A 25,028-nucleotide genomic window follows, 5' to 3' on the forward strand; every position below is an offset into this window, starting at 1 on the left:
CCGGCGTTCATCGCTCTGGATCTAGGTCACTGTTCGAGAGGGAAAAGGGGGTCAACCGTCACAGGCGCAGCCACTTCCCTTGTGGCAGGCCCGGTCACGCGAGATACAGGAATTTCCGCAGGCCTTGCCGGCATGGCAGACCTTGCAGCAGGCCGCCTGTACGGACTTTGCAGATTGAAGATCAAGCATTTGCAAAAGTGCTGCCGTATCGCTGACGGGCAAGCTGTGCGGCAATGTGCCCATCGGCAGCGCCTGAGCCGGGGTTCCCAGCAGCAGCGCCAGCCCGGTCAGCAGCAGGGCGATGGATCGGCATCCTGGTCCTGATTTCGGCGCCACGGACCGCCGAGGCGCGCCACGCCGGGATCCCGATACCCGATCCGGGCGGATTTCAGAGAGGCCAGATCTGTCACCCAGAGCCGTCGCCGGACCCTGATCTGGCCACAGATCCCCCGGGGCACCGGGCCGCCCATCGCTGTGGCCCGCACCCCATGTTTCCGGCTGGGCAGAACAGACGGCCATCGCAGGACTGGAACCAGGCAGGGGCCTGACAGAAGCAGAGGGGAGGCGGCGCATGGAACTTCCCTTGGGAGCGTTAAAGAAGGTTAACGTCGCCCCTACCCCCTTTGCAATCTAGGGAATAGGGCTTTGCAAAGGATGGGACGCTCGGTCGCGGGGGCTGATCTGCAGATGGATCCCCGAAGCGCTGCGCAGGGTCAGATGCGACACCGGTTCGGGGCGGTCGCCAGCGACAGGTGCGAGGGTCAGATGCGACAGAACCTCGGCCAGGAAAAGCTGTCCTTCGATCATTGCAAAGCCCGCCCCCAGGCAGACCCGCGGCCCAGCCAGGAATGGCAGGAAGGCATCGCGCAGGCCGGCGCGGCCGTTCTCGGTTTGCCAGCGGCCGGGATCGAAGGCATCGGGATTTTCCCAGAGCAACCGGTGCCGGTGCAGGTGCCAGGGGCTGATCACCACCTGCGCGCCCTTCGGCACCCGGCGGCGGCGCAGATGCATCGGACAGGCAGTTTCGCGCAGCACCATCGGCAGCGGCGGATAAAGGCGCAGGGTCTCGCGGAAGATGTCGCGGGTCAGGCGCAGGGCGCCCACCCGGGCGAAATCCAGCGGCGCGGCGCGGGCCTCGGCGGCGGCGGCGTCCTGCCAGTCGGGATGGGTGGCCAGCAGGTAAAGACCCCAGGACAGCGCCGAAGCCGACGTTTCGTGCCCGGCAAGGAAGAAGATCGCCACCTGATCCACCATTTCCTCAAGGGTGAAGCAGGCGCCGGTTTCCGGGTCGGGCGTGGTCATGATCTTGGTCGCCAGGTCATCGGGCGCGGTGCCGGCGCGGATCTGGTCCATGCGCATCCGGGTCAGGTCGCGGATCAGCTCGCGGATCCGGGCGGCCAGGCGGCGGGCCTCGGCCGGGGGACGGCGCAGCCAGCGCGGCAGCGGGATCAGCTCGGAGGCGGAAAGGATGGGCTGGGCGCGCTGATAGGCGCGAAACAGCGCAAAGGTCTGCGCGGCGGTCTGGTCCTCGATCGGCAGCGAGAACAGAGTGCGAAAGATCACGTCGGCGGCGAAATGGCTGGTCTCGGCCTCGATGTCGAGGGGGCCCGGGGCCTGCGCCATCCGCGCGATCGAGGCCCGTGCCGCCGCCTGCATCGCGGGAAAGGTGTCCTTCAGACGGCCCCCTTCGAAGGCGGGGTCGATGATGCGGCGCTGGCGGGCCCAGGTGGCGCCGTTGGTCTGGAAGACGGACTGGCCCAGCAGCGGCGCCAGCCCCCGCCCCAGCCGGTGCGATTTCGGGAAGTCCTGCGGGCGCTCTTTCAGGATCAGCCGCAGCAGCGCCGGTTCGTTCACCAGGTAGGAGCGGAAGAAGGGCGTGCGGAACTCGGCCATCCAGGCGCCGTAGAGGCGGTCGGGCTGGGCGGCCAGCACGTTCTGCCGAAAAAGCCGCGCACGCGCACGCAGCGACAGCCGGTCGGGACGGGCGGGCGGTTTCGGCGGCAGCCCGTCCGGCGGCGTCACGGCCCGAGGCTCCGGTAGCGGTTGACCGGCGCGGTGATCCGGCTTTTCGAGGGCGGCCGGTCACGGTAGCTGTCGGCCAGCCTGCGCGGTCCGGCGGTGATGCGGAAATAGTCGTAGTCCCCCGGCCGGTCGAAGGCGCAAAGGTACTGGAAATGCAGCCGGAAGAAGCGCCAGCGCAGTTCCTGCCGGCGGTCGGGCGACAGGGTCTGGGTGAAGGCCGCCGACAGGATCAGAGGCCATTTCTGCCCCTCGGGGGCGACGCCGCTGACCGCCACCGGATCGCAGAGCGCGAAGGAACAGCCATCCCCCGGCGCCGAAACATCCAGCCAGAACACCTCGTCCCGGGTCGAGAGATAGGCCAGATCGGCGCGCAGGCGGTGGGCCTCGGGCAGGAAGGACACCATCGGCACCACCTGGCCCAGGGTCAGAAGGCCAAGGGACGGGCCGCGACCGGGCCCCTCGCCCGCGCGGATCAGCTCGGCCAGGATCGAGACCGCCAGATGCGCCCCCGAGGAATGGCCAACCACCAGCACCTCGTCCAGGTCGTCACGGGTCAGGACCTCGGCCAGGCGGTGGCGGAAATCGGTGATGCGGGCGGCAAGTTCCGGCGGGGTGGCGCCGCGGTGACGGGCCGAGAAGGCATAGTCGTGCATCAAGTAATAGGCGTAGAACCGGCCGTCGCGGCGGCGAAACCATTCCAGCACCAGCGGGATCACGGCCAGCCCGACGCCGATGCCGATCCAGGGATCGAAGGCCGCGAGTTCGGCCCCGTCAGCGGCCCAGTTGAACAGCGCACCCAGGCCCCAGGCCACCAGCAGCGCCAGCAGCAGCTGCAGCAGCAGGAAGCCCACCGGATAAAGCGCCGCCAGCACCGGCCCCTTGCGCAGCTTCATCAGCCGGAACAGGGCCCCGGTGCCGATATAGGTCCAGGCGGTGCGCGCCAGCTGCAGATAGGTGGCGGCAATGGTGCGGCCCATGGAATGGCGCACGATGTCGGTCCATAGCAGCACCTCGACCTCGGTCTCGACATGGGTTTCCCGCGCGCCGTCGTGGAAATGACCCTCGACATGCCAGCCGTAGGGGCCGGTGCCATGACGGGCCCGCAGCGTCACCTCATAGCCCGAGATTGCGCCCTGGATGGCGCTTTCGCGGCGATAGAGCTCCCGGTAGCGGCGGGGATGCACCGGGTCGTAACCCGGCAGATAGAAGACATGCCGCCTGCGCACCGGTGCCGTCCCGCTGGCGGGATCGCTGGTGCCTTGCTCTGGCGGACTGCGCATTCTCCTCCTCCCCGAGGTTGCAGTGTCGTCCGGGACCAGGGGCCCGACCCTAGCCCAGTTTGGCCAGAGCGGGCACGGTTTCAAGCAGCCAATAGGAAAAACGCGAGAACCCGCCGGTCAGCATCAGCAGGCCGATGGTCCACAGCAGCAGGCCCATGGTGCGTTCGATCTGCGCCATGTGGCGTTTCATCCAGCCCATCAGCCCGGTGAGCCGCGGCAGGAAGGCCGCCACCAGCAGGAAGGGAATGCCGAGGCCCGCCGCATAGGTCGCCAGCAGCAGCGTGCCCCGCGGCAGCGAGGCCGATTGCGCCGCCAGCGACAGGATGGCGCCCAGCTGCGGGCCGATGCAGGGGGTCCAGCCAAAGGCAAAGGCGAGCCCCAGGACGTAGGCTCCGAAGGCGCTGCCGCCACGGTCGCCGGCGTCCAGGCGGGCCTCGCGGTCCAGGAAGCCGATCCGGTAGATGCCGATGAAATGCGCCCCGAAGACCATGACCACAAGGCCCGCGACGGTGTTGAAGGCGCCCTGATGCTGCAGGAAAAGCGCGCCCGCCGCCGAGGCGGCGAAGCCCAGGAACAGAAAGACCGTCGAGAGGCCCAGCACGAAGAAGAGCGCCGGAAGCAGGGCCCGGCCACGCGCACCGTGACGGCCCATGTCCTGCAGCGACACGCCCGACATATAGGCCAGATACGGCGGCACGATCGGCAGCACGCAGGGGCTGAGGAAAGAGACGAGGCCCGCGAGCGCCGCCACGACCATCGCGGGCAGAAGCGCCGCATCCATGATTTCGATTCCGAACATGGGCTAGGATTAGCGCGGACGCGGCGCCGCGTCACCTGCCCAAGGCACACGGGATCGTGTCAGGAACAAGGGCGGGAACCCGGGGTTGCAGGGGGGCTCTGCCCCCGTCAGCCTTCGGCTGCCTCCCCCGAGGTATTTCAGACAAGAAAATGCAAGGAGAGGACGTGATGGAGGAGCTGGATGCGCGGGGGTTGCTGTGCCCCCTGCCCGTGCTGAAAGCCAGGAAGCGGCTGCTGGACATGGCGGCGGGCGACGAACTGGTGGTGCTGGCCGACGACCCGATGGCCGCCATCGACATGCCGCATTTCTGTGACAGCGCCGGTCACCTGCTGCTGGAGCAATCCTGCGGCAGGTTCCGCATCCGACGGGGCCCGGAGAGAAGCTGAGAGCGGGGCATGGCGGCCCGGATGTGGCCGCGCACCCTATTGGGCCGGGACGAAGCCGCCGTGCGCTGCTGCCCGGTTGGGCAAACAGAAAGGGCGCCCTGCAGGGCGCCCTTTCCGGTCTACAGAGGCGGAGCCTGTCAGGCGCTCCACCAGCCGCGTTTCTTCGGCTTGGGATCTTCTTCACCCTCGGTCTCGGCCTCGGCAAGCACCGGTTCGGCGACGGGCGCGGGCGAAGCCACGGGTTCGGAGACGGCCGGTTCGACCTCAACAGCTGCGGGCGCGGCGACGGCCTCGGGGGCCGGAGCCGGTTCCACAGGGGCCTCGGCCACCGGGGCAACCTCAGCGGCAGGTGCCTCTTCGGTTGCCGGAGCCTCGATCCCGTCCTCATCAGCATCCTCATCCGAGCCATCCTCGGACGCGCCCAGCACATCATCCCCCGAGCTATCAAGCGAATCATCCCCCGACTGGCCTTCGGGACGCGCGCCCTTCCGGCGGCGACGGCGACGACGACGCTTCTTCTTCGGCTGCTCTTCCCCCTCGGCCTCCGGGGCCTCGGGCGCTTCGGGCGGCGCCTCGACCACAGCCACCTCGGCGGCTTCGCGGGCCTCGGCCTCCTCCTCGGCCAGACGTTCGGCTTCCAGCGCTTCGGCTTCGGCCTCTTCGTCCACGTCATCCATCAGCGAGGCATCGACCGAGACCACATAGGGGATCTCGACCACGGTGCGGGTCGCGGTCTTGAACTTCTCCATCTCGAAATCGGGCGAGATGAGATGCGGATGCCCCTCGATCCGCACGGCCATGCCGTAGCGGGATTCGATCTGCGCCACATGTTCGCGCTTCTGGTTCATCAGGTAGTTGGCGATGCCCACCGGGCATTTCACCAGAACCTCGCGCGAGCGGCGGCGGGTGCCCTCTTCCTCGATCTGGCGCAGGATGTTCAGCGCCATGTTGTCGTCCGAGCGGATCAGCCCGGTGCCGTGGCAGGCATGGCAGGGCTGGGTCGTGGCCTCGATCATCCCGGGGCGCAGGCGCTGGCGCGACATCTCCAGCAGGCCGAAGCCCGAGATGCGGCCGACCTGGATGCGGGCACGGTCGGTTTTCAGCTTGTCCTTCAGGCGCTTCTCGACGGCGAGGTTGTTCTTGCGCTCGTCCATGTCGATGAAGTCGATGACGATCAGGCCCGCGAGGTCACGCAGACGCAGCTGGCGGGCGACCTCTTCGGCGGCTTCCAGGTTGGTCTTGGTCGCGGTTTCCTCGATCGAGCCTTCCTTCGTGGCGCGGCCCGAGTTCACGTCGATGGCCACCAGCGCCTCGGTCACGCCGATCACGATGTAGCCGCCGGATTTCAGCTGCACCACCGGATTGAACATGCCGCCCAGGTAGCTTTCGACCTGGTAGCGCGCGAACAGCGGCAGCTGGTCACCGTAAAGCTTCACGTTCTTGGCGTGGGACGGCATGATCATCTTCATGAAGTCCTTGGCGTTGCGGTAGCCGCGTTCGCCTTCCACCAGAACCTCGTCGATATCGCGCGAATAGAGATCGCGGATCGAGCGTTTGATCAGGTCGCCTTCCTCGTAGATCTTCGCCGGCGCGATGGATTCCAGCGTCAGCTCGCGGATCTGTTCCCAGAGCCGCTGCAGATATTCGTAATCGCGCTTGATCTCGGACTTGGTGCGGTTCGCACCGGCGGTCCGCACGATCAGGCCAGCACCGTTCGGCACATCAAGTTCGGCCGCGATCTCTTTGAGTTTCTTGCGATCCACCGCGTTGGTGATCTTGCGCGAGATGCCGCCGCCACGGGCGGTGTTGGGCATCAGCACGCAGTAGCGACCGGCCAGCGACAGATAGGTCGTCAGCGCAGCGCCCTTGTTGCCACGCTCTTCCTTGACGACCTGGACCAGCAGGATCTGGCGGACCTTGATGACTTCCTGGATCTTGTAGCGCTTGGGACGCGGCTTGCGCGGCGGACGGATATCCTCGTGATCGTCGTCATCGGCGACGCTCTCGATCTCGTCGGCGGGGTCGCCGTCGGCCTCGTCGGCCTCGGGCTTGCCCCGACGCGAGCGCGTGCGGCGACGGCGCGAGCCGCGGTTGCCGCCCTCGTCTTCCGCTTCGTCCTCGCTGTCGTCCTCGGCCTCGGCGGCCTCGTCGGTGACGGGCTCCTCGACGGGGGTGTCGCGCACGGTTTCCATGGGCGAGCTGCCCTCTTCGACCGCTTCATCCTCCAGGTCGATGGTCTCCATCCCGCTGATCTCAGAGAGCTCGCGGGTGGCGGTGGCATCGTCGCTGTCGGTCGAGGACGCTTTGGCGGGACGCGACCGCGACCGGCGCGGCTTGCGCTCTTCTTCCTCGTCACGCGCCTTCATGGCCTCGGCATAGGCGCGTTCTTCCTCCATCAGCGCCTCGCGGTCGGCGACGGGGATCTGGTAGTAATCGGGATGAATCTCCGAGAAGGCCAGGAAACCGTGACGGTTCCCGCCGTAATCCACGAAGGCCGCCTGCAGCGAGGGTTCGACCCGCGTTACCTTGGCCAGGTAGATGTTGCCAGCAAGCTGGCGCTTGTTTTCGGATTCAAAATCGAACTCCTCGACCTTGTTTCCGTCCACCACCACGACGCGGGTTTCCTCCGCGTGGGTGGCATCGATGAGCATTTTCTTTGCCATTGGATCCAATTGCGCATGACGACACGGCCGCCTCCCGTGGGAGGGGCCGTGGCAGCATTGCGTCTGTCAGGGGCGATCAGGTCGGCGGGTGTGGCAAAGCAGAGGGTCCGGCTTGCGCCGCCCGTCCTGATTGCCTCGTTCCTCGCACGCCTCATCGCGTTTCTTCTCCGACGCGGGACCCGCCACGGGGGCGACCCGTCCTCGGGTCAGCCACCTGCGGCAGGCACCGCGCCAATTTACTACCGGTCCGGCTGGTCAGCCATGCGGCAAGCCCTGAACCCCTTCGGGTTCACAATATCTGGAGCCGGGGTCGGGAGACCCGTGCGCCCGGAGCCAGGAAACTCTCTCGTTCAGGGTGATAGCCCTAAAGTCGTCTTATGAACATAAGGTGCATCATGGCCTTATGACAATGGAGAAAATGTCACAACCGCAGGAGGAATCACCCCACGCCACGGTGAGACCGGTGTGATCACACCAAAAGCGGCGCCGGATCGGGCAGCCCACGATCACCCTGCCGTGACACCTTGCGATCCGGCCCGCGCTGTCATTCCATCGTCACGGGATCGCGAGATTGCGATGTCACCCAAAGCTTTTCCGCAAGGACCGGATATGAAAAGACTTCTCCCGCTTCTCCTCGCCGTGGCGCCGCAGGCGCTGCTGGCCCAGGACCTGCCTGCCCCGCAATTCATGGACGATTACGAGCTGGTCTCGGGGCTGTCCATCAACGGGGTCGGCCTTGGTGGCCTGTCGGACCTGTCCTATGACGCAAAAACCGGCCAGTTCGTGGCGATATCGGACGACAAGGGGCAATACGGGCCGATGCGTTTCTACACGCTGGGTCTCAGCTTCAAGAAAGGCCGCATCGCGGGCCTCGACATCGCCGGCATGCACGAGCTGATGGCCCCCGGCAACACCCATTTCGGCCCCGATGGCGCCGATCCCGAAGGCATCGCGCTGGATCCCGCGCATGACCGCATGTTCTGGAGCTCGGAACGTGACGAACATGACGTGCCCGCGATCTATGTCGCCAAGACCGACGGCACCGACAGCCAGAAGCTGGAGATGCCCGCTGCCTTCCTGCCCGATGCCTCGGGGCATCACGGGGTCTATCCGAACCTTGGCCACGAGGGGCTGACGGTCAGCGCCGACGGCAAGCTGCTGGTCGCGGCCACCGAAAACGCCCTGCAGCAGGATGGCAACAAGGCCACCGTCGATGCTGGCAGCCCGGCGCGCATCCTGACCTATGATCTGGAGACGCTGAAACCCGGCGCCCAGTACCTTTACAATGTCGACAAGATCCCCGCCGCGCCGCTCAAGGATGGTGACTGGGCCGACAATGGCGTCAGCGCCATGGCCGCCCTGCCCGATGGCCGCTACGTGATCCTGGAACGCAGCTATACCGCCGGGGTCGGCGACAACATCCGCGGCTATATCGTCAGCTTCGACGGTGCCACCGATGTCTCGGGTCAGGACCAGCTGGACCTGGCCCACGACGTGCCGGTGAAAAAGACCCTGTGGTTCCAGCTGGACAAGGACCACAATCCCTTCAAGGCCCCCGTCGACAACCTGGAAGGCATCGAGTTCGGCCCCGTCGTCGATGGTAAGCAAAGCATGATCCTGGAAGCCGACAACAACTTCTCGCATGGCGAGGTGAACCAGTTCGCCTGGTTCTCGGTCGAACTGCCACCCCATAGCTGAGGCCGCACGGGAGGGGGTCCGCCCCCTCCCGGCTGTTCATCAGGCCAGGTAATCGGCCCGTTGCAGGCCGTATTTCGCCATCTTCTCGTTCAGGGTCCGGCGCGGCAGGCACAGTTCCTCCATCACCGAAGCGATCGAGCCCTTGTGCCGCCGCATCGTATTGTCGATCAGCATCCGTTCGAATGCCTCGACATATTCCTTCAGCGGCTTGCCCTCGGTGGTCATGACGGGCTGCATGTCCTCGTTCTCGCTCATCAGCAGCGAGGCGATGGTGCCCGAGCCCCGGCGCGATTGCAGCACCGCGCGTTCGGCCACGTTGATCAGCTGGCGCACGTTGCCCGGCCAGGGCGCCTGCAGCAGCTGCGCGGCCTCCTGCGCCGAAACCTGCGGGCTGTCGCAGCCGTATTCATCGCTGAACTGCTCGCTGAAGCGGGTAAAGAGGGTCAGGATGTCCTCGCCGCGCTGGCGCAGCGGCGGCACGGTGATGCGCAGCGCGGCCAGGCGATAGAACAGGTCCGGGCGCAGCACGTCCTCGCAGGTGCGGTTCTGCTCCTGCAGGTTGGAAATCGCGACGATGCGGGTTTCACCGGGCGTGCCCTGCTCGTTGATGGCGCTCAGCAGGCGGGCCTGCAGCTGATCCGAGAGCGCCTCGACATCTTCCAGCACCAGCGTGCCGCCGCGGGCTTCCTCGATGGCGGGCAGGCGCGAATCCTCGGGCATCATCGGGCCGAACAGGCGCTTCGACAGCGCGTCTTCCTCAAACGCCGCGCAGGAGATCAGCACAAAGCGTTTGCCCGCCCGTGCCCCCACGGCATGCAGCGCATGGGCCACCAGCGTCTTGCCGGTGCCGGTTTCGCCGTCGATCAGCACATGGCCGTCGGCCTGGCCCAGGTCCAGGATGTCCTCGCGCAGGCGTTCCATCGCCGGAGAGGTGCCGATCAGCTTTTTCATGATCTGGCCGCCGTCCGACAGTTCCTTGCGCAGCTGGCGGTTGTCCATCACCAGACGGCGCGCATTGGCGGCCTTCTTGGCCAGCTGGGTCATCTTGTCGGGATTGAACGGCTTTTCCAGGAAATCGAACGCGCCAAGGCGCATCGCCTCGACCGCCATCGGCACGTCGCCGTGGCCAGTGATCATGATGACCGGCAGCGCGCTGTCGGTGCCCATCAGCTTTTTCAGGAAGGCCATGCCATCCATGCCCGGCATCTTGATATCCGAGATCACGATGCCCGGATAATCGGGCCCGAGCTTCTTCAGCGCCTCCTCGGCGCTCGGGAAGGTCTCGGTGTCGTAGCCCGACAGGGCCAGCCACTGGCTGATCGATTGGCGCATGTCCTGCTCGTCATCGACGATCGCGATCTTCATGGCTTTTTGCATCTGCGTCTCCGCCTCTGATTATTCTGCGGCTTCTATGTCTTCGGACAAGATAGGAAGCTGAACTTCGAAAACAGCCCCGCCCCCTTCCGCGTTCCGTGCGGTCAGTCGGCCCCCGAGGTCATTCACGATCCCCGAAGAGATCGCCAGACCCAGCCCCGTGCCATCGCCCGGGGGCTTCGTGGTATAGAAAGGTTCGAACAGTTCGTCGAGGTCCTTGATCCCCGTGCCATTGTCCCGGACGGTCAGCGTCGCGGTCTCTCCGGCGGAAAGGATGATGTCGATCTGCGCATTTTCAACCGCGGCCGTCGCGTCCAGCGCATTGCGCAGCAGGTTGATCATCACCTGTTCCAGCCGCACCTGATCGGCCATCACCATCACCGGTTTCTCGGGCAGCGCCCGGGTGATCCTGACCCGCCGCTGGCGCAGCTGCGGTTCCATCATCGACAGGGCGGACGCCAGCGCATCGCCCATGTTCACCTGCGTCAGCTGATCGCCCCCCTTGCTGGCGAAGCTCTTGAGCTGACGGGTAATCTTGCCCATCCGGCCGATCAGGTCATCGATCCGCTGGAAGCTGGCCAGGGCCTCTTCGGGGCGGTTGCGGCGCAGCAGCAGCTGGGCACCGGCAAGATAGGTCTTCATGGCGGCCAGCGGCTGGTTCAGCTCGTGGCTGACGGCCGCCGACATCTCGCCCAGGGCGGCCAGTTTCTGGCTTTGCGCCAGGCTTTGTTCAACGACGTGCAGGCTTTGCTTCATGCGCTCGCGCTCGGCGATCTCGCGCTGCAGGCGTTCGTTCAATGCGCGAAGATCCGCCGATTCCTCCTGGGTGAAGGCCAGCCGCAGCATCGTCTTGCGGCTGAGCGCATAGAAGGCCAGCGCCAGCAGGATCGCGAACCCCATGATTTCCAGCGCCAGCACGCCGTTCACTTTCTCGCGAACACTGGCGTAACTGGTATAGCTGGCGACCTGCCAGCCGCGGAAGGGAATGCGGCTGGACACGCGCATCACCGCCTCGCCCCCCAGATAGCCATCGACCGAAGGCGCCCAGTCGGCCGTGGCCAGCAGCGCCCGCTGGATGGCGGAACTGGGCGGCTCGCGGCTGACGGCCTCGTCCTCCTTGACGCCGCGCCAGACGGGTTCGGTCGACAGGATGATCTGCCCCTCGCTGTCCATCACCAGAAGCGCATCCGAAATCCCCGACCAGGAGCGTTCGAACTTCTGCAGGTCGACCGTCACCACGATCACCCCCAGAAGGGTGCCGTGATCCTCGATCCGCCGCGAATAGGTGAAGGTGAACCCCGAAGACGCCCCCTTCAGCACCGAGAACACCGTGTCGTTCGACCGCTGCGCATCGACAAAGAACGGATCCTGGCGGTGGTTTTCGCCCAGCCGGTTGCGATCGGTGCTGGCGACGGCCCGGCCGTCCTTGTCCAGCAGCATCAGGCTGGCGGCGCCGATCTCGTCGACAAAGGACATCAGACGTTGGGTCGAACGGCTGTAATCGGCGGAATTCAGAGCCCCGATCAGCTCGGGGTCGCGGGCCAGAAGCTGCGGCACGATGGAATTGCGGCGCAGCTCGCTGACCAGGTTGGCCCCGAACAACGCCAGGCGCAGCTCGGCCCGGGTGCGGGTATTGGCCGTGAAGCGATCCATCAACATGCCATTGGTCACCGCAACCACGACGATGACCATGGCGACAAAGAAGGCGAGCGCGATGCGCGCCCGCCAACTGACCGTACGGCCCCTCAAGGGTCGGGAAGATCGCTTCGGAAACATGGCGCCAGATTACGCCGGGCGCAATGCGCGCTCAAGCACAGGCTGAGCGCGCGCGGCGGCGCTTCGGCAAGGAAGCGCCACATGCGGACCGGATCAGGCGCTGACCAGCGCGTCCATCAGACCGCTGAACATCGCCGTGCCGTCGGTGCCACCATGGCCCGCATCGGCGGCGCGCTCGGGGTGGGGCATCATGCCCAGCACGCGGCGGTTGGCGCTCAGCACACCCGCGATGTCGCCGGCCGAGCCATTGGGGTTCTCGCCATAGGTGAAGGCGATGCGGTCCTCGCCGCGCAGCGCGGCCAGCAGCTCGGCATCAGCCTGGTAGTTGCCGTCATGGTGCGCGATCGGGATCGAGATCCGCGCGCCGGCATTATAGGCCCGGGTGAACACGCTGTCCGAAGTCTCGACCACCAGCGGCACATGCTTGCAGATGTACTTCAGCCCGGCATTGCGCAGCAGCGCGCCCGGTAGGATGCGGGTTTCGGTCAGGATCTGGAAGCCGTTGCAAACGCCCAGGGCATAGCCGCCACGCTCGACATGCGCCTTCAGCGAGGCACAGATCGGCGAATTCGCGGCGATGGCGCCGCAACGCAGGTAATCGCCGTAGGAAAACCCGCCGGGCACACCGACGATGTCGATACCCTGGGGCAGCTCATGATCCTTGTGCCAGACCATGGTGACCTCGGCGCCGGCCTTTTCGAAGGCGGTCTTGAGGTCACGGTCGCAGTTGGACCCGGGGAAGACGAGGACGGCGGCTTTCATGGCGGGGCTCCGGCATCTGGCGTGGCGGGGAATTTCGCCCCGCTGATACGCGCGCTTGCCCCCCGGTTCAAGCGCCACCCGCACCCCGCCGCCAGGAATTGCGCCCCCGCCCCAGGATTCGTGCCCCCGCCCCAGGAATCGCGCCCCCGCCTTTCAGCTTTCCCCAAATATGCCCGCCGGAGGCACCGGCGCCTGCGCCGGTTTCCGGCAGCCCATGAAAAATCCATCCGCGCACCGCATCCGAAGGCCCCACACCGATTGCCCCGCCGCAGCCGCCTTGCTAGCACGGTCCAGCCCCATTCCCGAAGGACCCCCCATGGCCTGGATCTGCCTCGTACTCGCTGGTTTTCTCGAAATCGTCTGGTCGTTCTTCATGAAGAAATCCGACGGCTTCAGCCAGCTCGGCCCGACGGTGATGACCATCGTCACCATGCTCGCCAGTTTCGGCCTGCTGTCGCTGGCCATGCGCAGCCTGCCGCTGGGCACTGCCTACACGGTCTGGACCGGCATCGGCGCGGTCGGCGCCTTCATCATCGGCGTACTGCTGCTGGGAGAGGCCGCGACGCCGCCGCGCATGATCGCCGCCGGGCTGATCATCGCCGGGATCGTGCTGATGAACGTCTCGTCCCCGGAAGCCTGAGGCCAAAGAAAAACCCCCGCGCGGCCTTTGCCACGCGGGGGTCCGGAACCGATCGGTCGGGGCGCGCCCCGCGCCTCAGACCAGCTCGACCGAGTAGCTTTCGATCACCGTGTTGGCGAGCAGCTTTTCGCACATCTCCTTCACGGTGTCTTCCGAGGTGCCCTCGGCCAGGTCCAGCTCGATCACCTTGCCCTGGCGGACGCCTTCGACCCCTGCAAAGCCGAGACTGCCGAGCGCGTGACGCACCGCCTCTCCCTGCGGGTCGAGCACACCGTTCTTCAGCATGACATGGACTCGGGCTTTCATTTCAGGTCTCTCCTCAATTGATCAGCGTGGGCTTGGTCACGCCGGTGGTCTGGGGGATCACGCCAAGGCGGCGGGCCACCTCGGTATAGGCATCGGTCAGGCTGCCCAGGTCGCGGCGGAACACGTCTTTGTCCAGGTGCGCGCCGGTCTCGATGTCCCACAGGCGGCAGCTGTCGGGGCTGATCTCGTCGGCAACGACCAGGCGCTGGAAATCGCCCTCGTAGACGCGGCCGATCTCGATCTTGAAGTCGATCAGCTTGATGCCCACGGCCATCATGACGCCGGACAGGAAGTCGTTCACCCGCAGCGCCAGGTGAACGATATCGTCCATGTCCTGCTGGCTGGCCCAGCCAAAGGCCGCGATATGCTCTTCCGACACCAGCGGATCGCCGAGCGCATCGTCCTTGTAGCAGTATTCCACGATCGGACGCGGCAGCTGGGTGCCCTCGTCGATGCCCAGACGCTTCGACATGGACCCTGCGGCGAAGTTGCGCACGATGATTTCCAGCGGGATGATCTCGCAGGAGCGGCACAGCTGCTCGCGCATGTTCAGCCTACGGATGAAGTGCGTCGGCACGCCGATGTTGTTCAGGCCGGTCATGAAGAATTCGCTCAGGCGGTTGTTCAGCACGCCCTTGCCTTCGATGGTGGCCTTCTTCTGCGCGTTGAACGCGGTGGCGTCGTCCTTGAAATACTGGACGATCGTGCCCGGCTCGGGGCCTTCGTACAGGATCTTGGCCTTGCCTTCATAGATTTTCTTGCGTCGCGCCATTGGCTTGGGGCCTCTGTTGACTTTAGGGGGAGAGTCTTCTGGTTGCGCCCTCTTAGTCCAACCCGCGCGCTGCCGCAAGCGGGCCCGGGTCGATGCCGGGCGCCGGGCCTTGAAAACAAGGCCGAACCCGGTCTTTTTCGGGAAAATCGCCGGAAATGCACCGGCGTTTACCCCCTCTGGCACAGATCATGATATATTCCCCCTCACCCCAGCCCGGGGCGGCAGAGGAGGCCGCAGCGCCACAGGAGGAGACCATGACGATTTTCGAAGACCGCGAGCGTGCGGCCGAGCAACGCTGGGTCAATGCTGCCGAGGCCGAATTCCGCATCGTCTCGCGCGCCAAGCGCGAGCTTGCCCGCTGGAGTTGCCAGCTGCAGGACATGACGCAGGAGGAAACCGAGACCGCGATCAGCCGTCAGCTGCTGGCCGATCTGGAGGGCCGCTTCACCGTCCCCGAGGCGGTGCATGCCGCCCTCGCCGGCCGCGCCACCGCCGCCGAGGTGACCGAACGCTACATCCATTACCTGGACCTTGCGCGCCGCGCCGAGGCAGCCGACCCCGCGCCGCGCCGTATCGGTTGATACCTGCCGCAAAAGGCAAGCGGGAAGTATCTTAAAACCATGGTATTTCCCGCCCCCTGCTTAAGAGCCCGGCAAGGAACAGGGCCTACCCCAGAAGATGGTGGAACCGCAGGGAAAGGGGATCGGGATGACACTCGCCATCGCCGCGCGCAAGCGCACGGGTCGGGTCTGGCTGCGATACGCGCTGCCGCTGGGGATCGGCGCGCTGTGCCTGTGGCTGCTGGCAGGCCGGCTGTCGCATCTGGAGCCCGAACTGGTCTGGGAGGCCTTCCGTGCCGTGCGCCCCGGCCAGTGGCTGGCCTCGGCTGCCGCCACCATCATCAGCTTCTGGGCGCTCGGGCGTTACGATGCAGTGATCCACCGCCATCTGCGCACCGGCGTCGATCCACTGGAGGCACAGCTGTCAGGCGCCTCGGCCATTGCGCTTGGCCAGGTGCTGGGGCTTGGCGTGCTGACCGGTGCTCTGGTGCGCTGGCGGCTTCTGCCTGCCATCGGCCCGTTGCGTGCGGCGCAGGTGACGGCGGCGGTCTCCGCCTCGTTCCTGATCGCCTGGGCGCTGATCACGGCGCTGACCTGCCTGGTGCTGGCCCCGCGCCTGCTGCCCGGCTGGATGCTGATGGCCGCCCTCGCCGGGATACTGATGCTGCCGGCCCTGGCCTTGTTCTTGCCGGAAATGCGCTTTGCCCGCTGGCGCTTCCGCCTGCCCTCGCTGCATGCCATGGCCGCAATCACGGTCTTCGCCGTGATCGACACCAGCGCCGCCTCGGCCGCGCTCTATGCGTTGCTGCCCGCCCCCCCGCCCTTCACCGAGGTCCTGCCGATCTTCCTTCTGGCCCTCGGCGCGGGCCTTTTCGGCGGCACCCCCGGCGGCGTCGGCCCGTTCGAGCTGACACTGCTGGCCTTCCTGCCCGCCCTTCCCGAACCCGAGCTTCTGGCCGCCGTTCTGGCCTTCCGCCTGGTCTACTATGCCCTGCCGGCCCTGGCCGCCGCCCCCCGCCTGCTGCGCAACCGCGACCGCACCGCCGAAAACAGTCGCCCCCATGTCGCGCGCGGCATCCCCGAGCTGCTGCTGTTCCATGCCCCGCGCGCCGAATCCGGTGTGGCTCGTCAGAACGGTGCGCGGCTGCTGGGTGACAGCCGCACCGGCGCCCTGTGCATCGACACGCCGCAGACACTGACGCTGCTGTTCGATCCGCTGTCAGGGCCGCTCGACCGTCTGCTGCCGGCGCTGCACCGCGCCGCCCGCGGCTGCAATCGGCTGGCCACGGTCTACAAGTGCAGCGCCGGCCAGGCGGTGCTTGCGCGCCGCGCCGGCTGGAAAATCGCCCGCGTCGCTGACGAGGCGATGATCGACACGGGCGATTTCCAGCTCGACACGCCGCGCCATCGTCAGCTGCGCCGCAAACTGCGGCACGCGGAAAAGGCCGGGATCCGGATCACCCGCCCCCTCGACCTGCCGCTGGTCGAAATGGCACGTCTTGATGCCGCCTGGAAGGCCAGCCATGGCCTGGCGCGCGGCCTTTCGACCGGCCGTTTCGCCCCATCCTACGTCGCCCGGCAACGGGTCTACTGCGCCTGGCAAGGCAGCATCCTGGTGGCCTATGTCACCTTCCACGCCAATACCCGGCAATATTGCCTGGACCTGATGCGCCACGGCCCCGACCTGCCCGATGGCACCATGCACAGCCTGGTTGTCGCCGCCATTGCCGATGCCACGACCGAGGGCGTGCCCCTGTCGCTGGCCGCCATGCCCGCCCGCGACGTGCGCGAACACCCCTGGCTGGCCCGCCTGCGCGCCCGCATCGCGCATCGCTCCGGCGGCGACGGATTGTGCCGCTTCAAGGACAGCTTCGCCCCCCGTCGCGCTCCGCTCTACATGGCCGCGCCCTCGACCCTGGCGCTGGTGCTTTCGGCCATCGACCTGGCCCTCGCCATGCGCCGCCCCGCCGGAGAGGCAGATCCCCTTTCAACCAGCGACGAGGCATCGTAAGACGATGGCAACTGCGCCGCCAGAAGGCGGCACCGCTGACCTGCAAGGAGCCCGCGATGACCAACGCTCTCACCCGCCTGCTGGCAACCCGTGACTGGCTGATGGCCGATGGCGCCACCGGGACCAACCTGTTCAACATGGGCCTCAGCTCGGGCGATGCGCCGGAATTCTGGAACGAACAGCACCCCGACCGGATCATCAAACTCTACCAGTCGGCAGTGGACGCGGGCTCGGACCTGTTCCTGACCAATTCCTTCGGCGGCAATGCCTCGCGGCTGAAGCTGCACGACGCCGCACATCGCGCGGGCGAACTGTCGCGCATGTCCGCGGAACTGGGCCGCGAGGTCGCCGACAAGGCCGGCCGCCCGGTGATCGTCGCCGGCTCCGTCGGTCCCACCGGCGAGATCATGGAACCCATGGGCCCGCTCTCCCATGCCCTCGCGGTCGAGATCTTCCACGAACAGGCCGAAGGCCTGAAGGCCGGTGGCGCCGATGTGCTGTGGCTGGAAACCATCTCTGCCCCCGAGGAATACCGCGCCGCGGCCGAGGCCTTCAAACTCGCCGACATGCCCTGGTGCGGCACCATGTCCTTCGACACGGCCGGGCGCACCATGATGGGGATGACCTCCGAGGCCATGGTCAAGATGGTCGAGAAACTGGAAAACCCACCGATCGCCTATGGCGCCAATTGCGGTGTCGGCGCCTCGGACCTGCTGCGCACGGTGCTGGGCTTCTCGGCCATGGGCGTCGAACGTCCGATCATCGCCAAGGGCAATGCCGGCATCCCGAAATACGAAGACGGCCACATCCACTACAACGGCACGCCCGAGCTCATGGCCGATTACGCTGTCATGGCGCGCGACTGCGGCGCCACGATCATCGGCGGCTGCTGCGGCACCATGCCCGAGCACCTGGAAAAGATGCACGAAGCCCTCTCGACCCGCCCCCGCGGCCCACGTCCCACCCTGGACGAGATCGCGGCCAAGCTCGGTGGTTTCTCCTCTGCCTCCGACGGCACCGGCGACGCGGCCGAAGCCGCCCCGGCCCGCCGCAACCGCCGCCGCCGCAGCTGATTTTCATCTTTCCCCAAATATGCACCAACGCCCTGCCACCGGCAGGGCGTTTCCCTTTCGCCTGCCCCTCGCGGCACCGGCTTTCATCTTTCCCCAAATACGGTCCGCGAAGCGTCGCGCGCAGGGCGATCCCCCGAACTTCCGATTCGAAACACGCAATTCGGACCACCGACCTCAGAACAGCGACAACTGCTCGCCCGGTTTCACCGGCACCCGGAACAGGTCGCAGCGCAGCTCCGGTGTCGGGCCATCCAGCCCCAGCCGCTTGGCCGCCGTCCGAAACCGCTGCCCGATCATCGCCGCATAGGGCCCCTCACCACGCATCCGCCGATGCCAGCTGGGATCGTAATCCTTGCCGCCATGCATCTCGCGCAGCCGCGTCATCACCCGCTTGGCGCGCTCCGGGTAATGCTCGGCCAGCCAGTCCTGGAACAGCGCGGATACCTCCTGCGGAAGGCGCAGCATGATCCAGCTGGCCGCATCGGCCCCCGCTTCCTTCGCCGCCGCCAGGATCGCCTCGACCTCGGCATCGGTCAGCCCCGGCACCACCGGCGACACCATCACCCGCACCGGCACCCCCGCCCGCGTCAGCGTCCGCATCACCTCCAGCCGCTTGGCCGGCGCCGGCACACGGGGCTCCATCCGGCGGGCGATCTCGGGGTCCAGCGTGGTGACGGAAATCCCCACCCGCACCAACCCCAGCTCGGCCATCTTCCGCAGGATATCCAGATCGCGCAGGATCCCCGTGCCCTTGGTGACGATCGCCACCGGATGGCGATGCTCCCACAGCACCTCGAGGCAGGCGCGCATGATCCCCAGCTTCACCTCGGCCGGCTGGTAGGGATCGGTGTTGGTGCCGATCGCCAGCGGCGCGACCTGATAGGCCCTGCTGCCCAGCTCCTGCGCCAGGACCTCGGCGGCATTGGGGCGCGCGATGATGCGGGTCTCGAAATCCAGCCCCGGAGACATCCCCAGATAGGCATGAGAGGGCCGCGCGAAACAATAGATGCAGCCGTGCTCGCAGCCGCGATAGGGGTTGATCGAGCGATCGAACGGCAGATCCGGCGAGCGGTTGTAGGTGATCAGGCTGCGCGCCTGTTCCTCGCGCAGCTCGGTGCGCAGGACGGGGGTCTCTTCGGGAATGTCCCAGCCGTCGGCCTCGGGGGTGCGGGCATGCCTTTCGTAGCGCCCGGCCTGATTGCTGGCGGCGGCCCGCCCCTTGCGGCGGTCCTTTTCGACGGGATGGTGGGCGGCGGGCGACTCGGGCGTGAACATAGGGCGAACATACGCGGCTTGCCCCATGATCTCCATGAGTCTTTTTCAATATCTCTTTTTGACCCTTCAGGTATAAGTCGTGTCAACCGCGAGAGGCGTCGCTTTCCGCCAAGTCGCGCCCCCGCCCGGGGCGCATCCTTGGCCAAAGGCGCGCCCCAACTGAAAAGAGACCGACCATGTCCGACGAAGACGACGAAATCATCCTCTCCGAACTGTCCGACGAAGAGCTTGTCGACCAGATGATGGACGACCTCTACGATGGCATGAAAGAAGAGATCGCGGAAGGCGTGAACATCCTGCTGGAGCGCGGCTGGGCCCCCTACGACGTGCTGACCCGGCCGCTTGTCGGCGGCATGACCATCGTCGGCAACGATTTCCGCGACGGGATCCTTTTCGTCCCCGAGGTGCTGCTGGCTGCGGGCGCGATGAAGGGCGGCATGGCGATCCTCAAGCCGCTTCTGGCGGAAACCGGGGCGCCCACCATCGGCAAGATGGTGATCGGCACGGTCAAGGGCGACATCCACGACATCGGCAAGAACCTGGTTGCCATGATGATGGAAGGCGCCGGATTCGAGATCGTCGATCTGGGCATCAACAACCCGGCCGAGGACTATATTGCCGCGCTCAAGGAACAGAATGCCGACATCCTGGGCATGTCGGCGCTGCTGACCACCACCATGCCCTACATGAAGGTGGTGATCGACACGCTGAAGGAACAGGGCATTCGCGACGACTATATCGTGCTGGTGGGCGGCGCCCCCCTGAACGAGGAATTCGGCCGCGCCATCGGGGCCGATGCCTATTGCCGCGACGCCGCCGTGGCGGTGGAAACCGCCAAGACCTTCGTGGCGCGCAAGCACAACCGCCCGCAGGCCTGACCCGCGCACCGGCATCGGACCGACGGGCGCCCTGCGGCGCCCGTTGCGCTTTCGGGCGGGGCGTCCTATCTGCGGGACCAGCTACAGGAGGTGATCCATGCCATTCCGCGTCTTCTTCGTCGTGCTGCTGTCTGCGGGCATTGCCGGCGGCCTGACCATCTGGGCGCTGACGGCGCTTGGCACCAAGGGGCTCTGGGTGCCGATGGTGTTCATTGCCCTGGCGCTTCTGGCGCGGCTGAAGGCCGGCCCGCGCCTGTGATCCCCAGCGACGCCCACCTGACCCGCGAGGGCGCGGACCTGCGCGACGGGGCGCCGCAAAGGCTGCTGCTGATCGCCTGCGGGGCGCTGGCGCGCGAAGTGCTGGCGCTGAAAGCACATCATGGCTGGGACCACCTGGACCTGATCTGCCTGCCGGCGATCCTGCACAATGCGCCGCAAAAGATACCCGCGGCCGTCGAAGAGAAAATCCTGGAAAACCAAACCTCTTACGACCGGATCTTCGTGCTTTACGCTGACTGTGGAACGGGGGGGCTGCTGCAGGCCACCTGCGACCGGCTGGGCGTCGGCCTGCTGAAGGGGCCGCATTGCTACGCTTTCTTCGAAGGGGTCGAGGCCTTCGCCGCCCGGGACGAGATCACCGCCTTCTACCTGACCGATTTCCTGGCCCGGCAGTTTGACGCCTTCGTCTGGGAGCCCCTGGGCCTCGACCGGCATCCGCAGCTGCTGCCGATATATTTCGGCCATTACGAAACGCTGGTCTACCTGTCCCAGACCGAAGACGCGGCGCTGCTGGCCCGCGCCCGCGCGGCCGCCGCGCGTCTGGGCCTGACCTTTGAACACCGTCCGACCGGCTATGGCGACCTGGCAACCGAACTGGCCCGGGAGGCCCGGAAATGATCGAACTGAAGGCCGATTGCGGCCAGTGCGCGGCGCTGTGCTGCATGGCCCTGGCCCTCGACAAGGGCGACAGCTTTGCCATCGACAAGCCCGCGGGCCTGCCCTGTCCGATGCTGGACGGCTTTGCCTGCTCGATCCACAAGGATCTGGATGAGAAGGGGTTTTCCGGCTGCCGGGCCTATGACTGCCTGGGGGCCGGCCAGCGCGTCACCCAGCAGCTGTTCCCCGGCCGCGACTGGCGGCAAGAGCCGAAGCTGGCGCGTCCGATGATCCTGGCCTTCGCCGGAATGCGCGCGATCCACCAGCGGATCGAACTGCTGCAGGCCGCGGCCAGGCTGCCGCTGTCAGACAGCGATGAAGCCATCCGCGTCGCGCATCTGGAAAAACTGTCCGCGCCGCTGACGCCCGAGATCGCCGAAGCCTTCCCCCAGAGCCGGGCCGAGGCCGCCATTGATGCTTTCATCCGGTCGCTGCGCCGCTACGTGGCCCGCCACTGAGGGAATGCCGCCCCTGCAGGGGCGGCAGCCTCCGGCGGGCATATTTGGGGAAAGCTGAAAGATCAGGCCGGAGCCTGTTCGCGTATCCGTTGAATCATGGCGCGCAAGCCATTGGAACGCTGAGAGGAAAGGTTGTCCTCCAGGTTCAGCCGAGCGAGCTCGGCGCGGGTGTCGATGCGGGCCAGATCCGCCATCGGCGTGCCGTTGTAGAGCGCACGCAGCACCGCGATCAGGCCGCGCACGATCATCGCGTCGCTTTCCCCGTCGAAATAGAAGATACCGTTTTCCGGGCGCGGATGCAGCCAGACCTGGCTGGCGCAGCCGTCGACCTTGGTTGCAGGCACCTTCAGCGCCTCGGGCAGCGGATCCATCGCCTTGCCCAGGTCGATCACGTAGCGGTAACGGTCTTCCCAGTCGTCCAGAAAGTCGAAATCCGCGACGATGTCCTCGAATGCGTCCTGCGCCATGATCTGCCTCTTTGGTGGTCGTGCGGCAGGGGTAAGCCCGACGGCGCCGAAGGTCCAGAGGCCACGGACAGGCGGCCGGCCACCGCCCGCCGTTGCGGCCGCTTTTCTTCGCGGCGCGGATGCGGTAGGCAAAAACCGATTTCCCGGAAAGGCTTTCCCATGCGCAAGACGCTCGTCCCGATCCTGATCGCCACGCTCGCCCTGGCGGCCTGCGGGCACCGGCAGGTTCCGGTCGCCCCGGTCACGCCCGGCGCCAACCCCCTGCTGCCCGCCGATGCCAAGGCGCCTGCCCCCGACACCCGGGCGCTGGTCGCCCATATCGACAAGGTCGTCTCTCGGCGGATGCCCGGCGGCACGGTGATCGAGGTCACCGCGACCGCCGCCGTGCAGGGATCCTTCGACGTGGCGCTGAAGGCGCCCGAGCAGAAGGGCCCGGTGGATGGGGCGCTGACCTATACGCTGGTCGCCAACACGCCCTTCAATCGCAACGGTACGCCGATCAATGTCGTGGGCCCCGCGGCCACCCGCCAGATCGTTGCCGCCGTGCGGCTGGATACCGAGGCGCTGGCGGGCGTGTCGAAAGTGGTGATCCAGGGCGCCGACAACAGCGTCGCCGTGCGCCCCTGAGGCTGTCCGAAGGGGCGTGCTGTGCGGCGCGCCCCGTCCGGTTCAGTCCAATTCGAAGGTGATGACGCGCTGGCCCTTGGTCGCCAGACCGATCCGGCCATCGCAAAGCCGCAGCGCGTCATTGCCGAAGACATCGCGGCGCCAGCCATGCAGCGCCGGCACGTCGCGTTCGCCCGCCGCCAGCGCATCCAGTTCCGAGGTGGCCGCGATCAGCTTGGGCGCGACACCCGCCGTGTCGGATTTGGCCTTCAGCAGCACCCGCAGCAGATCCGCCAGCGCCGGGTTCACCTGCAGCTTTTCCTTGTCCTTGTCGGGCTTCGGCAACTTGGCATCGGGGCAATCGACCCCGGCCTTGATCGCGGCCAGCAGGCCATCGGCGATCTCGCCCTTGCGGGCCTCGCGCAGCAGCAGCCGCGAGCGACCCAGATCGGCAATGTTGGCGGGCTTGGTCGAGGCCAGCTCGACCAGGGCGTCATCCTTGCAGACCCGGTTGCGCGGAATGTTCTTTTCCTGGGCATAAGCCTCGCGGAACTGCGCCAGCTCGCGCAGGATGCCAAGGAACCGGCCCGAGTTGGTGCGGGTGCGCACGCGTTCCCAGGCGTCTTCGGGGCGGGAAATATAGGTCTCGGGGTTGGTGAGGATGCCCATTTCCTCGGCCACCCAGGCCTCGCGCCCGGCCTTCTTCAGCTCGGCCGAGAGGAATTCGTAGATCTTGCGCAGATGGGTCACATCGGCCAGCGCGTAGCGCTTTTGCGCCTCGGTCAGCGGGCGGCGCGACCAGTCGGTGAAGCGCGACGACTTGTCGAGGCTTTCGCGCGCGATCTTGCGCACCAGGGTTTCATAGCCAACCTGTTCGCCAAAGCCGCAGACCATGGCCGCGACCTGGGTGTCAAACAGCGGCGCCGGGATCAGACCTGCATCGACAAAGAAGATCTCAAGATCCTGACGGGCGGCGTGGAAGACCTTGACCACGTTGGTATCGCGGAACAGTTCATAGAGCGGTTCCAGCGACAGCCCTTCGGCCAGCGGATCGACCAGAACCGCACCGCCCTCGTCCTCCTTCAGGCCGGGAAGCGCAAGCTGCACCAGGCAAAGCTGAGAGTAATAGGTCCGTTCGCGGAGGAACTCCGTGTCGACGGTGACATAGGGTTTCGTCTTCGCCGTCTCGCAGAACGCCGCAAGGTCTTCGGTGGTCGTGATGGTGATCATTCTCAGGTCTGCCGCTCGGAATATCCGACAGGCATATTGCATCGGGCCGGGATTGAAAAGGCGCGCAGGACGCGGGCGGGACCGGCGGGTCACTAGGGGCACAGAGCATCACGATCCGTGATGCGGTTCAGATCAATCATTCATTTCCGTTGTGCGGTAGGACAGCCTATCTGTGGGTCAACGCTCTCTCTCGCCCCGGCACCGGGGCTGCCCCGAAAGGACACGCCATGCCGACTCAGATCGCGCTGACCTATGATGCCCCCCACCGCCTGCCGCTGGCCCCTGTCGTGGCCGCAGCGGCCCTTGCCGTGCTGCTGCTGGGATCCGCCCTGTTCCCGCAGGGCCCGGCCGAGCCGCAGATCGGCTGGCGCGGCAATGCAGGCACCATCAGCGCCATCCGCTGATCCCTGCCCCCAGACGAAAAAAGCCCGGATCCTGCGATCCGGGCTTTGTCGTTTTCAGGGCCTGCGGTCAGCGGGCCGCAAAGACCCGCAGCATCGCGGGATAAAGGCGGTGTTCCTCGACCAGTACCCGGGCGGCCAGGGTTTCCGGCGTGTCACCGGGTTCGATCGCGACGCGGGCCTGGCCCAGGATCGGGCCGTCGTCCAGCTCGGCCGTGACCTCGTGGACGGTGCAGCCTGCCTCGGTGTCGCCGGCTTCCAGCGCGCGGGCATGGGTGTGCAGGCCCTTGTATTTCGGCAGCAGCGAGGGGTGGATGTTCAGCATCTTCCCCTCGTAGCGGCGGATGAAATCGGCCGTCAGGATCCGCATGAAGCCCGCCAGGCAGATGATGTCGGGCTGCACCGCATCCAGACGCGCGATCAGCTCGGCCTCGAAGGCGGCGCGATCCTTGCCGAAGGGCCGGTGGTCGACCGCATCGGTGGCGACGCCCCGCTCGGCCGCCTTCGCAAGACCCCCCGCCTTCGGATCGTTCGACATCACCAGCACCGGACGCGCCGGGTGGTCGGGCCCCATCGAGTCAAGCAGCTTGACCATGTTGGACCCGCCACCCGAGATCAGGATGGCGACTTTCTTCTGTGCGCTCACCGGTTCGCC

At 66.6% G+C, this 25,028-nt stretch carries 25 protein-coding genes; 12 read left to right on the top strand and 13 right to left on the bottom strand.

Annotated elements, in window-relative coordinates; genetic code table 11:
• Positions 1 to 630: 630 nt before the first annotated feature.
• From AC2ITM_RS09565 to AC2ITM_RS09575, 3 genes are read right to left on the bottom strand one after another with little or no spacing between them, the layout of a single operon-like run.
• Entirely contained in the window at positions 631 to 2,022 is a 1,392-nt protein-coding gene (locus AC2ITM_RS09565) for a cytochrome P450 (protein ID WP_486466424.1), read from the bottom strand.
• Positions 2,019 to 3,302 carry a hypothetical protein gene (locus AC2ITM_RS09570; RefSeq protein WP_486466425.1) on the bottom strand — a complete coding sequence of 428 codons (1,284 nt, stop codon included), beginning with the start codon at positions 3,300 to 3,302 and terminating at the stop codon, positions 2,019 to 2,021. Before AC2ITM_RS09570 ends, AC2ITM_RS09565 begins: the two co-directional genes overlap by 4 nt.
• 49 nt (positions 3,303 to 3,351) lie before the next feature.
• Positions 3,352 to 4,101 (bottom strand): cytochrome c biogenesis CcdA family protein, encoded by a 750-nt coding sequence (locus AC2ITM_RS09575; RefSeq protein ID WP_486466426.1) that lies wholly within the window; start codon positions 4,099 to 4,101, stop codon positions 3,352 to 3,354.
• Between the two features lie 167 nt (positions 4,102 to 4,268).
• Between AC2ITM_RS09575 and AC2ITM_RS09580 the strand changes: the two genes are divergently transcribed.
• Positions 4,269 to 4,487 carry a sulfurtransferase TusA family protein gene (locus AC2ITM_RS09580; RefSeq protein WP_486466427.1) on the top strand — a complete coding sequence of 73 codons (219 nt, stop codon included), beginning with the start codon at positions 4,269 to 4,271 and terminating at the stop codon, positions 4,485 to 4,487.
• Between the two features lie 137 nt (positions 4,488 to 4,624).
• Here AC2ITM_RS09580 and AC2ITM_RS09585 read toward each other — a convergent pair whose 3' ends face one another.
• Positions 4,625 to 7,150, bottom strand: a complete 2,526-nt coding sequence (locus AC2ITM_RS09585) for an Rne/Rng family ribonuclease (RefSeq protein ID WP_486466428.1) — start codon at positions 7,148 to 7,150, stop codon at positions 4,625 to 4,627.
• Positions 7,151 to 7,759: 609 nt separating this feature from the next.
• On the opposite strand from AC2ITM_RS09585, the gene AC2ITM_RS09590 reads away from it, so the two are divergent.
• The gene (locus AC2ITM_RS09590) at positions 7,760 to 8,848 is read left to right on the top strand and encodes an esterase-like activity of phytase family protein (protein ID WP_486466429.1); all 1,089 of its coding nucleotides are present in this window, start codon (positions 7,760 to 7,762) and stop codon (positions 8,846 to 8,848) included.
• Between the two features lie 39 nt (positions 8,849 to 8,887).
• Here the strand turns inward: AC2ITM_RS09590 and AC2ITM_RS09595 are convergent, their stop codons facing one another.
• The 3 genes from AC2ITM_RS09595 to purQ all read right to left on the bottom strand — a co-directional run bounded on the left by AC2ITM_RS09595 (position 8,888) and on the right by purQ (position 12,760).
• Positions 8,888 to 10,225 carry a sigma-54-dependent transcriptional regulator gene (locus AC2ITM_RS09595; protein ID WP_486466430.1) on the bottom strand — a complete coding sequence of 446 codons (1,338 nt, stop codon included), beginning with the start codon at positions 10,223 to 10,225 and terminating at the stop codon, positions 8,888 to 8,890.
• Between the two features lie 18 nt (positions 10,226 to 10,243).
• Positions 10,244 to 11,998 (bottom strand): sensor histidine kinase, encoded by a 1,755-nt coding sequence (locus tag AC2ITM_RS09600; protein ID WP_486466431.1) that lies wholly within the window; start codon positions 11,996 to 11,998, stop codon positions 10,244 to 10,246.
• Positions 11,999 to 12,091: 93 nt separating this feature from the next.
• A complete protein-coding gene (purQ, locus tag AC2ITM_RS09605) occupies positions 12,092 to 12,760 on the bottom strand; it encodes a phosphoribosylformylglycinamidine synthase subunit PurQ (RefSeq protein WP_486466432.1) in 669 nt (222 codons plus the stop codon).
• A gap of 316 nt (positions 12,761 to 13,076) precedes the next feature.
• Here purQ and AC2ITM_RS09610 point away from each other — a divergent pair, with 316 nt between their 5' ends.
• Positions 13,077 to 13,400, top strand: coding sequence for a DMT family transporter (locus AC2ITM_RS09610; protein WP_486466433.1), 324 nt, complete (start codon positions 13,077 to 13,079; stop codon positions 13,398 to 13,400).
• Between the two features lie 75 nt (positions 13,401 to 13,475).
• Here the strand turns inward: AC2ITM_RS09610 and purS are convergent, their stop codons facing one another.
• Both purS and purC read right to left on the bottom strand, forming a co-directional pair.
• Complete coding sequence (gene purS, locus AC2ITM_RS09615) at positions 13,476 to 13,706, bottom strand: phosphoribosylformylglycinamidine synthase subunit PurS (RefSeq protein WP_486466434.1); 231 nt, start codon at positions 13,704 to 13,706, stop codon at positions 13,476 to 13,478.
• 13 nt (positions 13,707 to 13,719) lie between these two features.
• Positions 13,720 to 14,478 carry a phosphoribosylaminoimidazolesuccinocarboxamide synthase gene (gene purC, locus AC2ITM_RS09620; RefSeq protein ID WP_486466435.1) on the bottom strand — a complete coding sequence of 253 codons (759 nt, stop codon included), beginning with the start codon at positions 14,476 to 14,478 and terminating at the stop codon, positions 13,720 to 13,722.
• Positions 14,479 to 14,732: 254 nt separating this feature from the next.
• Here purC and AC2ITM_RS09625 point away from each other — a divergent pair, with 254 nt between their 5' ends.
• The 3 genes from AC2ITM_RS09625 (at position 14,733) to bmt (ending at position 18,122) form a co-directional block, all read left to right on the top strand.
• Entirely contained in the window at positions 14,733 to 15,059 is a 327-nt protein-coding gene (locus tag AC2ITM_RS09625; protein WP_486466436.1) for an ATPase inhibitor subunit zeta, read from the top strand.
• A gap of 127 nt (positions 15,060 to 15,186) precedes the next feature.
• On the top strand, positions 15,187 to 17,049 hold the full coding sequence (locus AC2ITM_RS09630) for a phosphatidylglycerol lysyltransferase domain-containing protein (protein WP_486466437.1): 1,863 nt from the start codon (positions 15,187 to 15,189) through the stop codon (positions 17,047 to 17,049).
• A 56-nt stretch (positions 17,050 to 17,105) separates the two neighbouring features.
• On the top strand, positions 17,106 to 18,122 hold the full coding sequence (bmt, locus tag AC2ITM_RS09635; protein ID WP_486466438.1) for a betaine--homocysteine S-methyltransferase: 1,017 nt from the start codon (positions 17,106 to 17,108) through the stop codon (positions 18,120 to 18,122).
• Between the two features lie 174 nt (positions 18,123 to 18,296).
• Here the strand turns inward: bmt and AC2ITM_RS09640 are convergent, their stop codons facing one another.
• Entirely contained in the window at positions 18,297 to 19,397 is a 1,101-nt protein-coding gene (locus AC2ITM_RS09640; protein ID WP_486466439.1) for a PA0069 family radical SAM protein, read from the bottom strand.
• Positions 19,398 to 19,573: 176 nt separating this feature from the next.
• Here AC2ITM_RS09640 and AC2ITM_RS09645 point away from each other — a divergent pair, with 176 nt between their 5' ends.
• From AC2ITM_RS09645 to AC2ITM_RS09660, 4 genes are all read left to right on the top strand, one after another.
• Complete coding sequence (locus AC2ITM_RS09645; protein ID WP_486466440.1) at positions 19,574 to 20,275, top strand: corrinoid protein; 702 nt, start codon at positions 19,574 to 19,576, stop codon at positions 20,273 to 20,275.
• A gap of 97 nt (positions 20,276 to 20,372) precedes the next feature.
• Positions 20,373 to 20,534 carry a hypothetical protein gene (locus AC2ITM_RS09650; protein WP_486466441.1) on the top strand — a complete coding sequence of 54 codons (162 nt, stop codon included), beginning with the start codon at positions 20,373 to 20,375 and terminating at the stop codon, positions 20,532 to 20,534.
• On the top strand, positions 20,534 to 21,172 hold the full coding sequence (locus AC2ITM_RS09655) for a DUF1638 domain-containing protein (protein WP_486469414.1): 639 nt from the start codon (positions 20,534 to 20,536) through the stop codon (positions 21,170 to 21,172). The genes AC2ITM_RS09650 and AC2ITM_RS09655 overlap by 1 nt, the downstream gene beginning before the upstream one ends.
• Complete coding sequence (locus tag AC2ITM_RS09660; protein ID WP_486466442.1) at positions 21,169 to 21,669, top strand: hypothetical protein; 501 nt, start codon at positions 21,169 to 21,171, stop codon at positions 21,667 to 21,669. The genes AC2ITM_RS09655 and AC2ITM_RS09660 overlap by 4 nt, the downstream gene beginning before the upstream one ends.
• 62 nt (positions 21,670 to 21,731) lie before the next feature.
• Here the strand turns inward: AC2ITM_RS09660 and AC2ITM_RS09665 are convergent, their stop codons facing one another.
• Positions 21,732 to 22,136, bottom strand: a complete 405-nt coding sequence (locus tag AC2ITM_RS09665; RefSeq protein WP_486466443.1) for a SufE family protein — start codon at positions 22,134 to 22,136, stop codon at positions 21,732 to 21,734.
• Positions 22,137 to 22,295: 159 nt separating this feature from the next.
• On the opposite strand from AC2ITM_RS09665, the gene AC2ITM_RS09670 reads away from it, so the two are divergent.
• A complete protein-coding gene (locus AC2ITM_RS09670) occupies positions 22,296 to 22,763 on the top strand; it encodes a hypothetical protein (RefSeq protein WP_486466444.1) in 468 nt (155 codons plus the stop codon).
• Positions 22,764 to 22,805: 42 nt separating this feature from the next.
• On the opposite strand, the gene rnd is transcribed toward AC2ITM_RS09670, so the two are convergent.
• A complete protein-coding gene (rnd, locus tag AC2ITM_RS09675) occupies positions 22,806 to 23,972 on the bottom strand; it encodes a ribonuclease D (RefSeq protein WP_486466445.1) in 1,167 nt (388 codons plus the stop codon).
• Between the two features lie 227 nt (positions 23,973 to 24,199).
• Between rnd and AC2ITM_RS09680 the strand changes: the two genes are divergently transcribed.
• On the top strand, positions 24,200 to 24,376 hold the full coding sequence (locus tag AC2ITM_RS09680) for a hypothetical protein (RefSeq protein ID WP_486466446.1): 177 nt from the start codon (positions 24,200 to 24,202) through the stop codon (positions 24,374 to 24,376).
• 67 nt (positions 24,377 to 24,443) lie between these two features.
• Here AC2ITM_RS09680 and purN read toward each other — a convergent pair whose 3' ends face one another.
• Positions 24,444 to 25,019: a phosphoribosylglycinamide formyltransferase gene (purN, locus tag AC2ITM_RS09685; RefSeq protein ID WP_486466447.1), complete on the bottom strand. Its 576-nt coding sequence runs from the start codon at positions 25,017 to 25,019 to the stop codon at positions 24,444 to 24,446.
• Positions 25,020 to 25,028: the final 9 nt, after the last annotated feature.

The sequence above is a fragment of the Pseudooceanicola sp. NS-SX9 genome, from assembly GCF_057380705.1.

Bases quoted from the DNA above. Each gene is read 5' to 3' on its own strand.
- purS (WP_486466434.1), bottom strand. From the start codon at position 13,706: ATGAAAGCCCGAGTCCATGTCATGCTGAAGAACGGTGTGCTCGACCCG.
- AC2ITM_RS09585 (WP_486466428.1), bottom strand. From the start codon at position 7,150: ATGGCAAAGAAAATGCTCATCGATGCCACCCACGCGGAGGAAACCCGC.
- rnd (WP_486466445.1), bottom strand. From the start codon at position 23,972: ATGATCACCATCACGACCACCGAAGACCTTGCGGCGTTCTGCGAGACG.
- AC2ITM_RS09600 (WP_486466431.1), bottom strand. From the start codon at position 11,998: ATGTTTCCGAAGCGATCTTCCCGACCCTTGAGGGGCCGTACGGTCAGT.
- AC2ITM_RS09680 (WP_486466446.1), top strand. From the start codon at position 24,200: ATGCCGACTCAGATCGCGCTGACCTATGATGCCCCCCACCGCCTGCCG.
- AC2ITM_RS09610 (WP_486466433.1), top strand. From the start codon at position 13,077: ATGGCCTGGATCTGCCTCGTACTCGCTGGTTTTCTCGAAATCGTCTGG.
- AC2ITM_RS09670 (WP_486466444.1), top strand. From the start codon at position 22,296: ATGCGCAAGACGCTCGTCCCGATCCTGATCGCCACGCTCGCCCTGGCG.
- bmt (WP_486466438.1), top strand. From the start codon at position 17,106: ATGACCAACGCTCTCACCCGCCTGCTGGCAACCCGTGACTGGCTGATG.
- purC (WP_486466435.1), bottom strand. From the start codon at position 14,478: ATGGCGCGACGCAAGAAAATCTATGAAGGCAAGGCCAAGATCCTGTAC.
- AC2ITM_RS09590 (WP_486466429.1), top strand. From the start codon at position 7,760: ATGAAAAGACTTCTCCCGCTTCTCCTCGCCGTGGCGCCGCAGGCGCTG.
- AC2ITM_RS09665 (WP_486466443.1), bottom strand. From the start codon at position 22,136: ATGGCGCAGGACGCATTCGAGGACATCGTCGCGGATTTCGACTTTCTG.
- AC2ITM_RS09650 (WP_486466441.1), top strand. From the start codon at position 20,373: ATGCCATTCCGCGTCTTCTTCGTCGTGCTGCTGTCTGCGGGCATTGCC.
- AC2ITM_RS09625 (WP_486466436.1), top strand. From the start codon at position 14,733: ATGACGATTTTCGAAGACCGCGAGCGTGCGGCCGAGCAACGCTGGGTC.
- AC2ITM_RS09645 (WP_486466440.1), top strand. From the start codon at position 19,574: ATGTCCGACGAAGACGACGAAATCATCCTCTCCGAACTGTCCGACGAA.
- AC2ITM_RS09630 (WP_486466437.1), top strand. From the start codon at position 15,187: ATGACACTCGCCATCGCCGCGCGCAAGCGCACGGGTCGGGTCTGGCTG.
- AC2ITM_RS09580 (WP_486466427.1), top strand. From the start codon at position 4,269: ATGGAGGAGCTGGATGCGCGGGGGTTGCTGTGCCCCCTGCCCGTGCTG.
- AC2ITM_RS09660 (WP_486466442.1), top strand. From the start codon at position 21,169: ATGATCGAACTGAAGGCCGATTGCGGCCAGTGCGCGGCGCTGTGCTGC.
- AC2ITM_RS09595 (WP_486466430.1), bottom strand. From the start codon at position 10,225: ATGCAAAAAGCCATGAAGATCGCGATCGTCGATGACGAGCAGGACATG.
- AC2ITM_RS09640 (WP_486466439.1), bottom strand. From the start codon at position 19,397: ATGTTCACGCCCGAGTCGCCCGCCGCCCACCATCCCGTCGAAAAGGAC.
- AC2ITM_RS09575 (WP_486466426.1), bottom strand. From the start codon at position 4,101: ATGTTCGGAATCGAAATCATGGATGCGGCGCTTCTGCCCGCGATGGTC.
- AC2ITM_RS09570 (WP_486466425.1), bottom strand. From the start codon at position 3,302: ATGCGCAGTCCGCCAGAGCAAGGCACCAGCGATCCCGCCAGCGGGACG.
- purQ (WP_486466432.1), bottom strand. From the start codon at position 12,760: ATGAAAGCCGCCGTCCTCGTCTTCCCCGGGTCCAACTGCGACCGTGAC.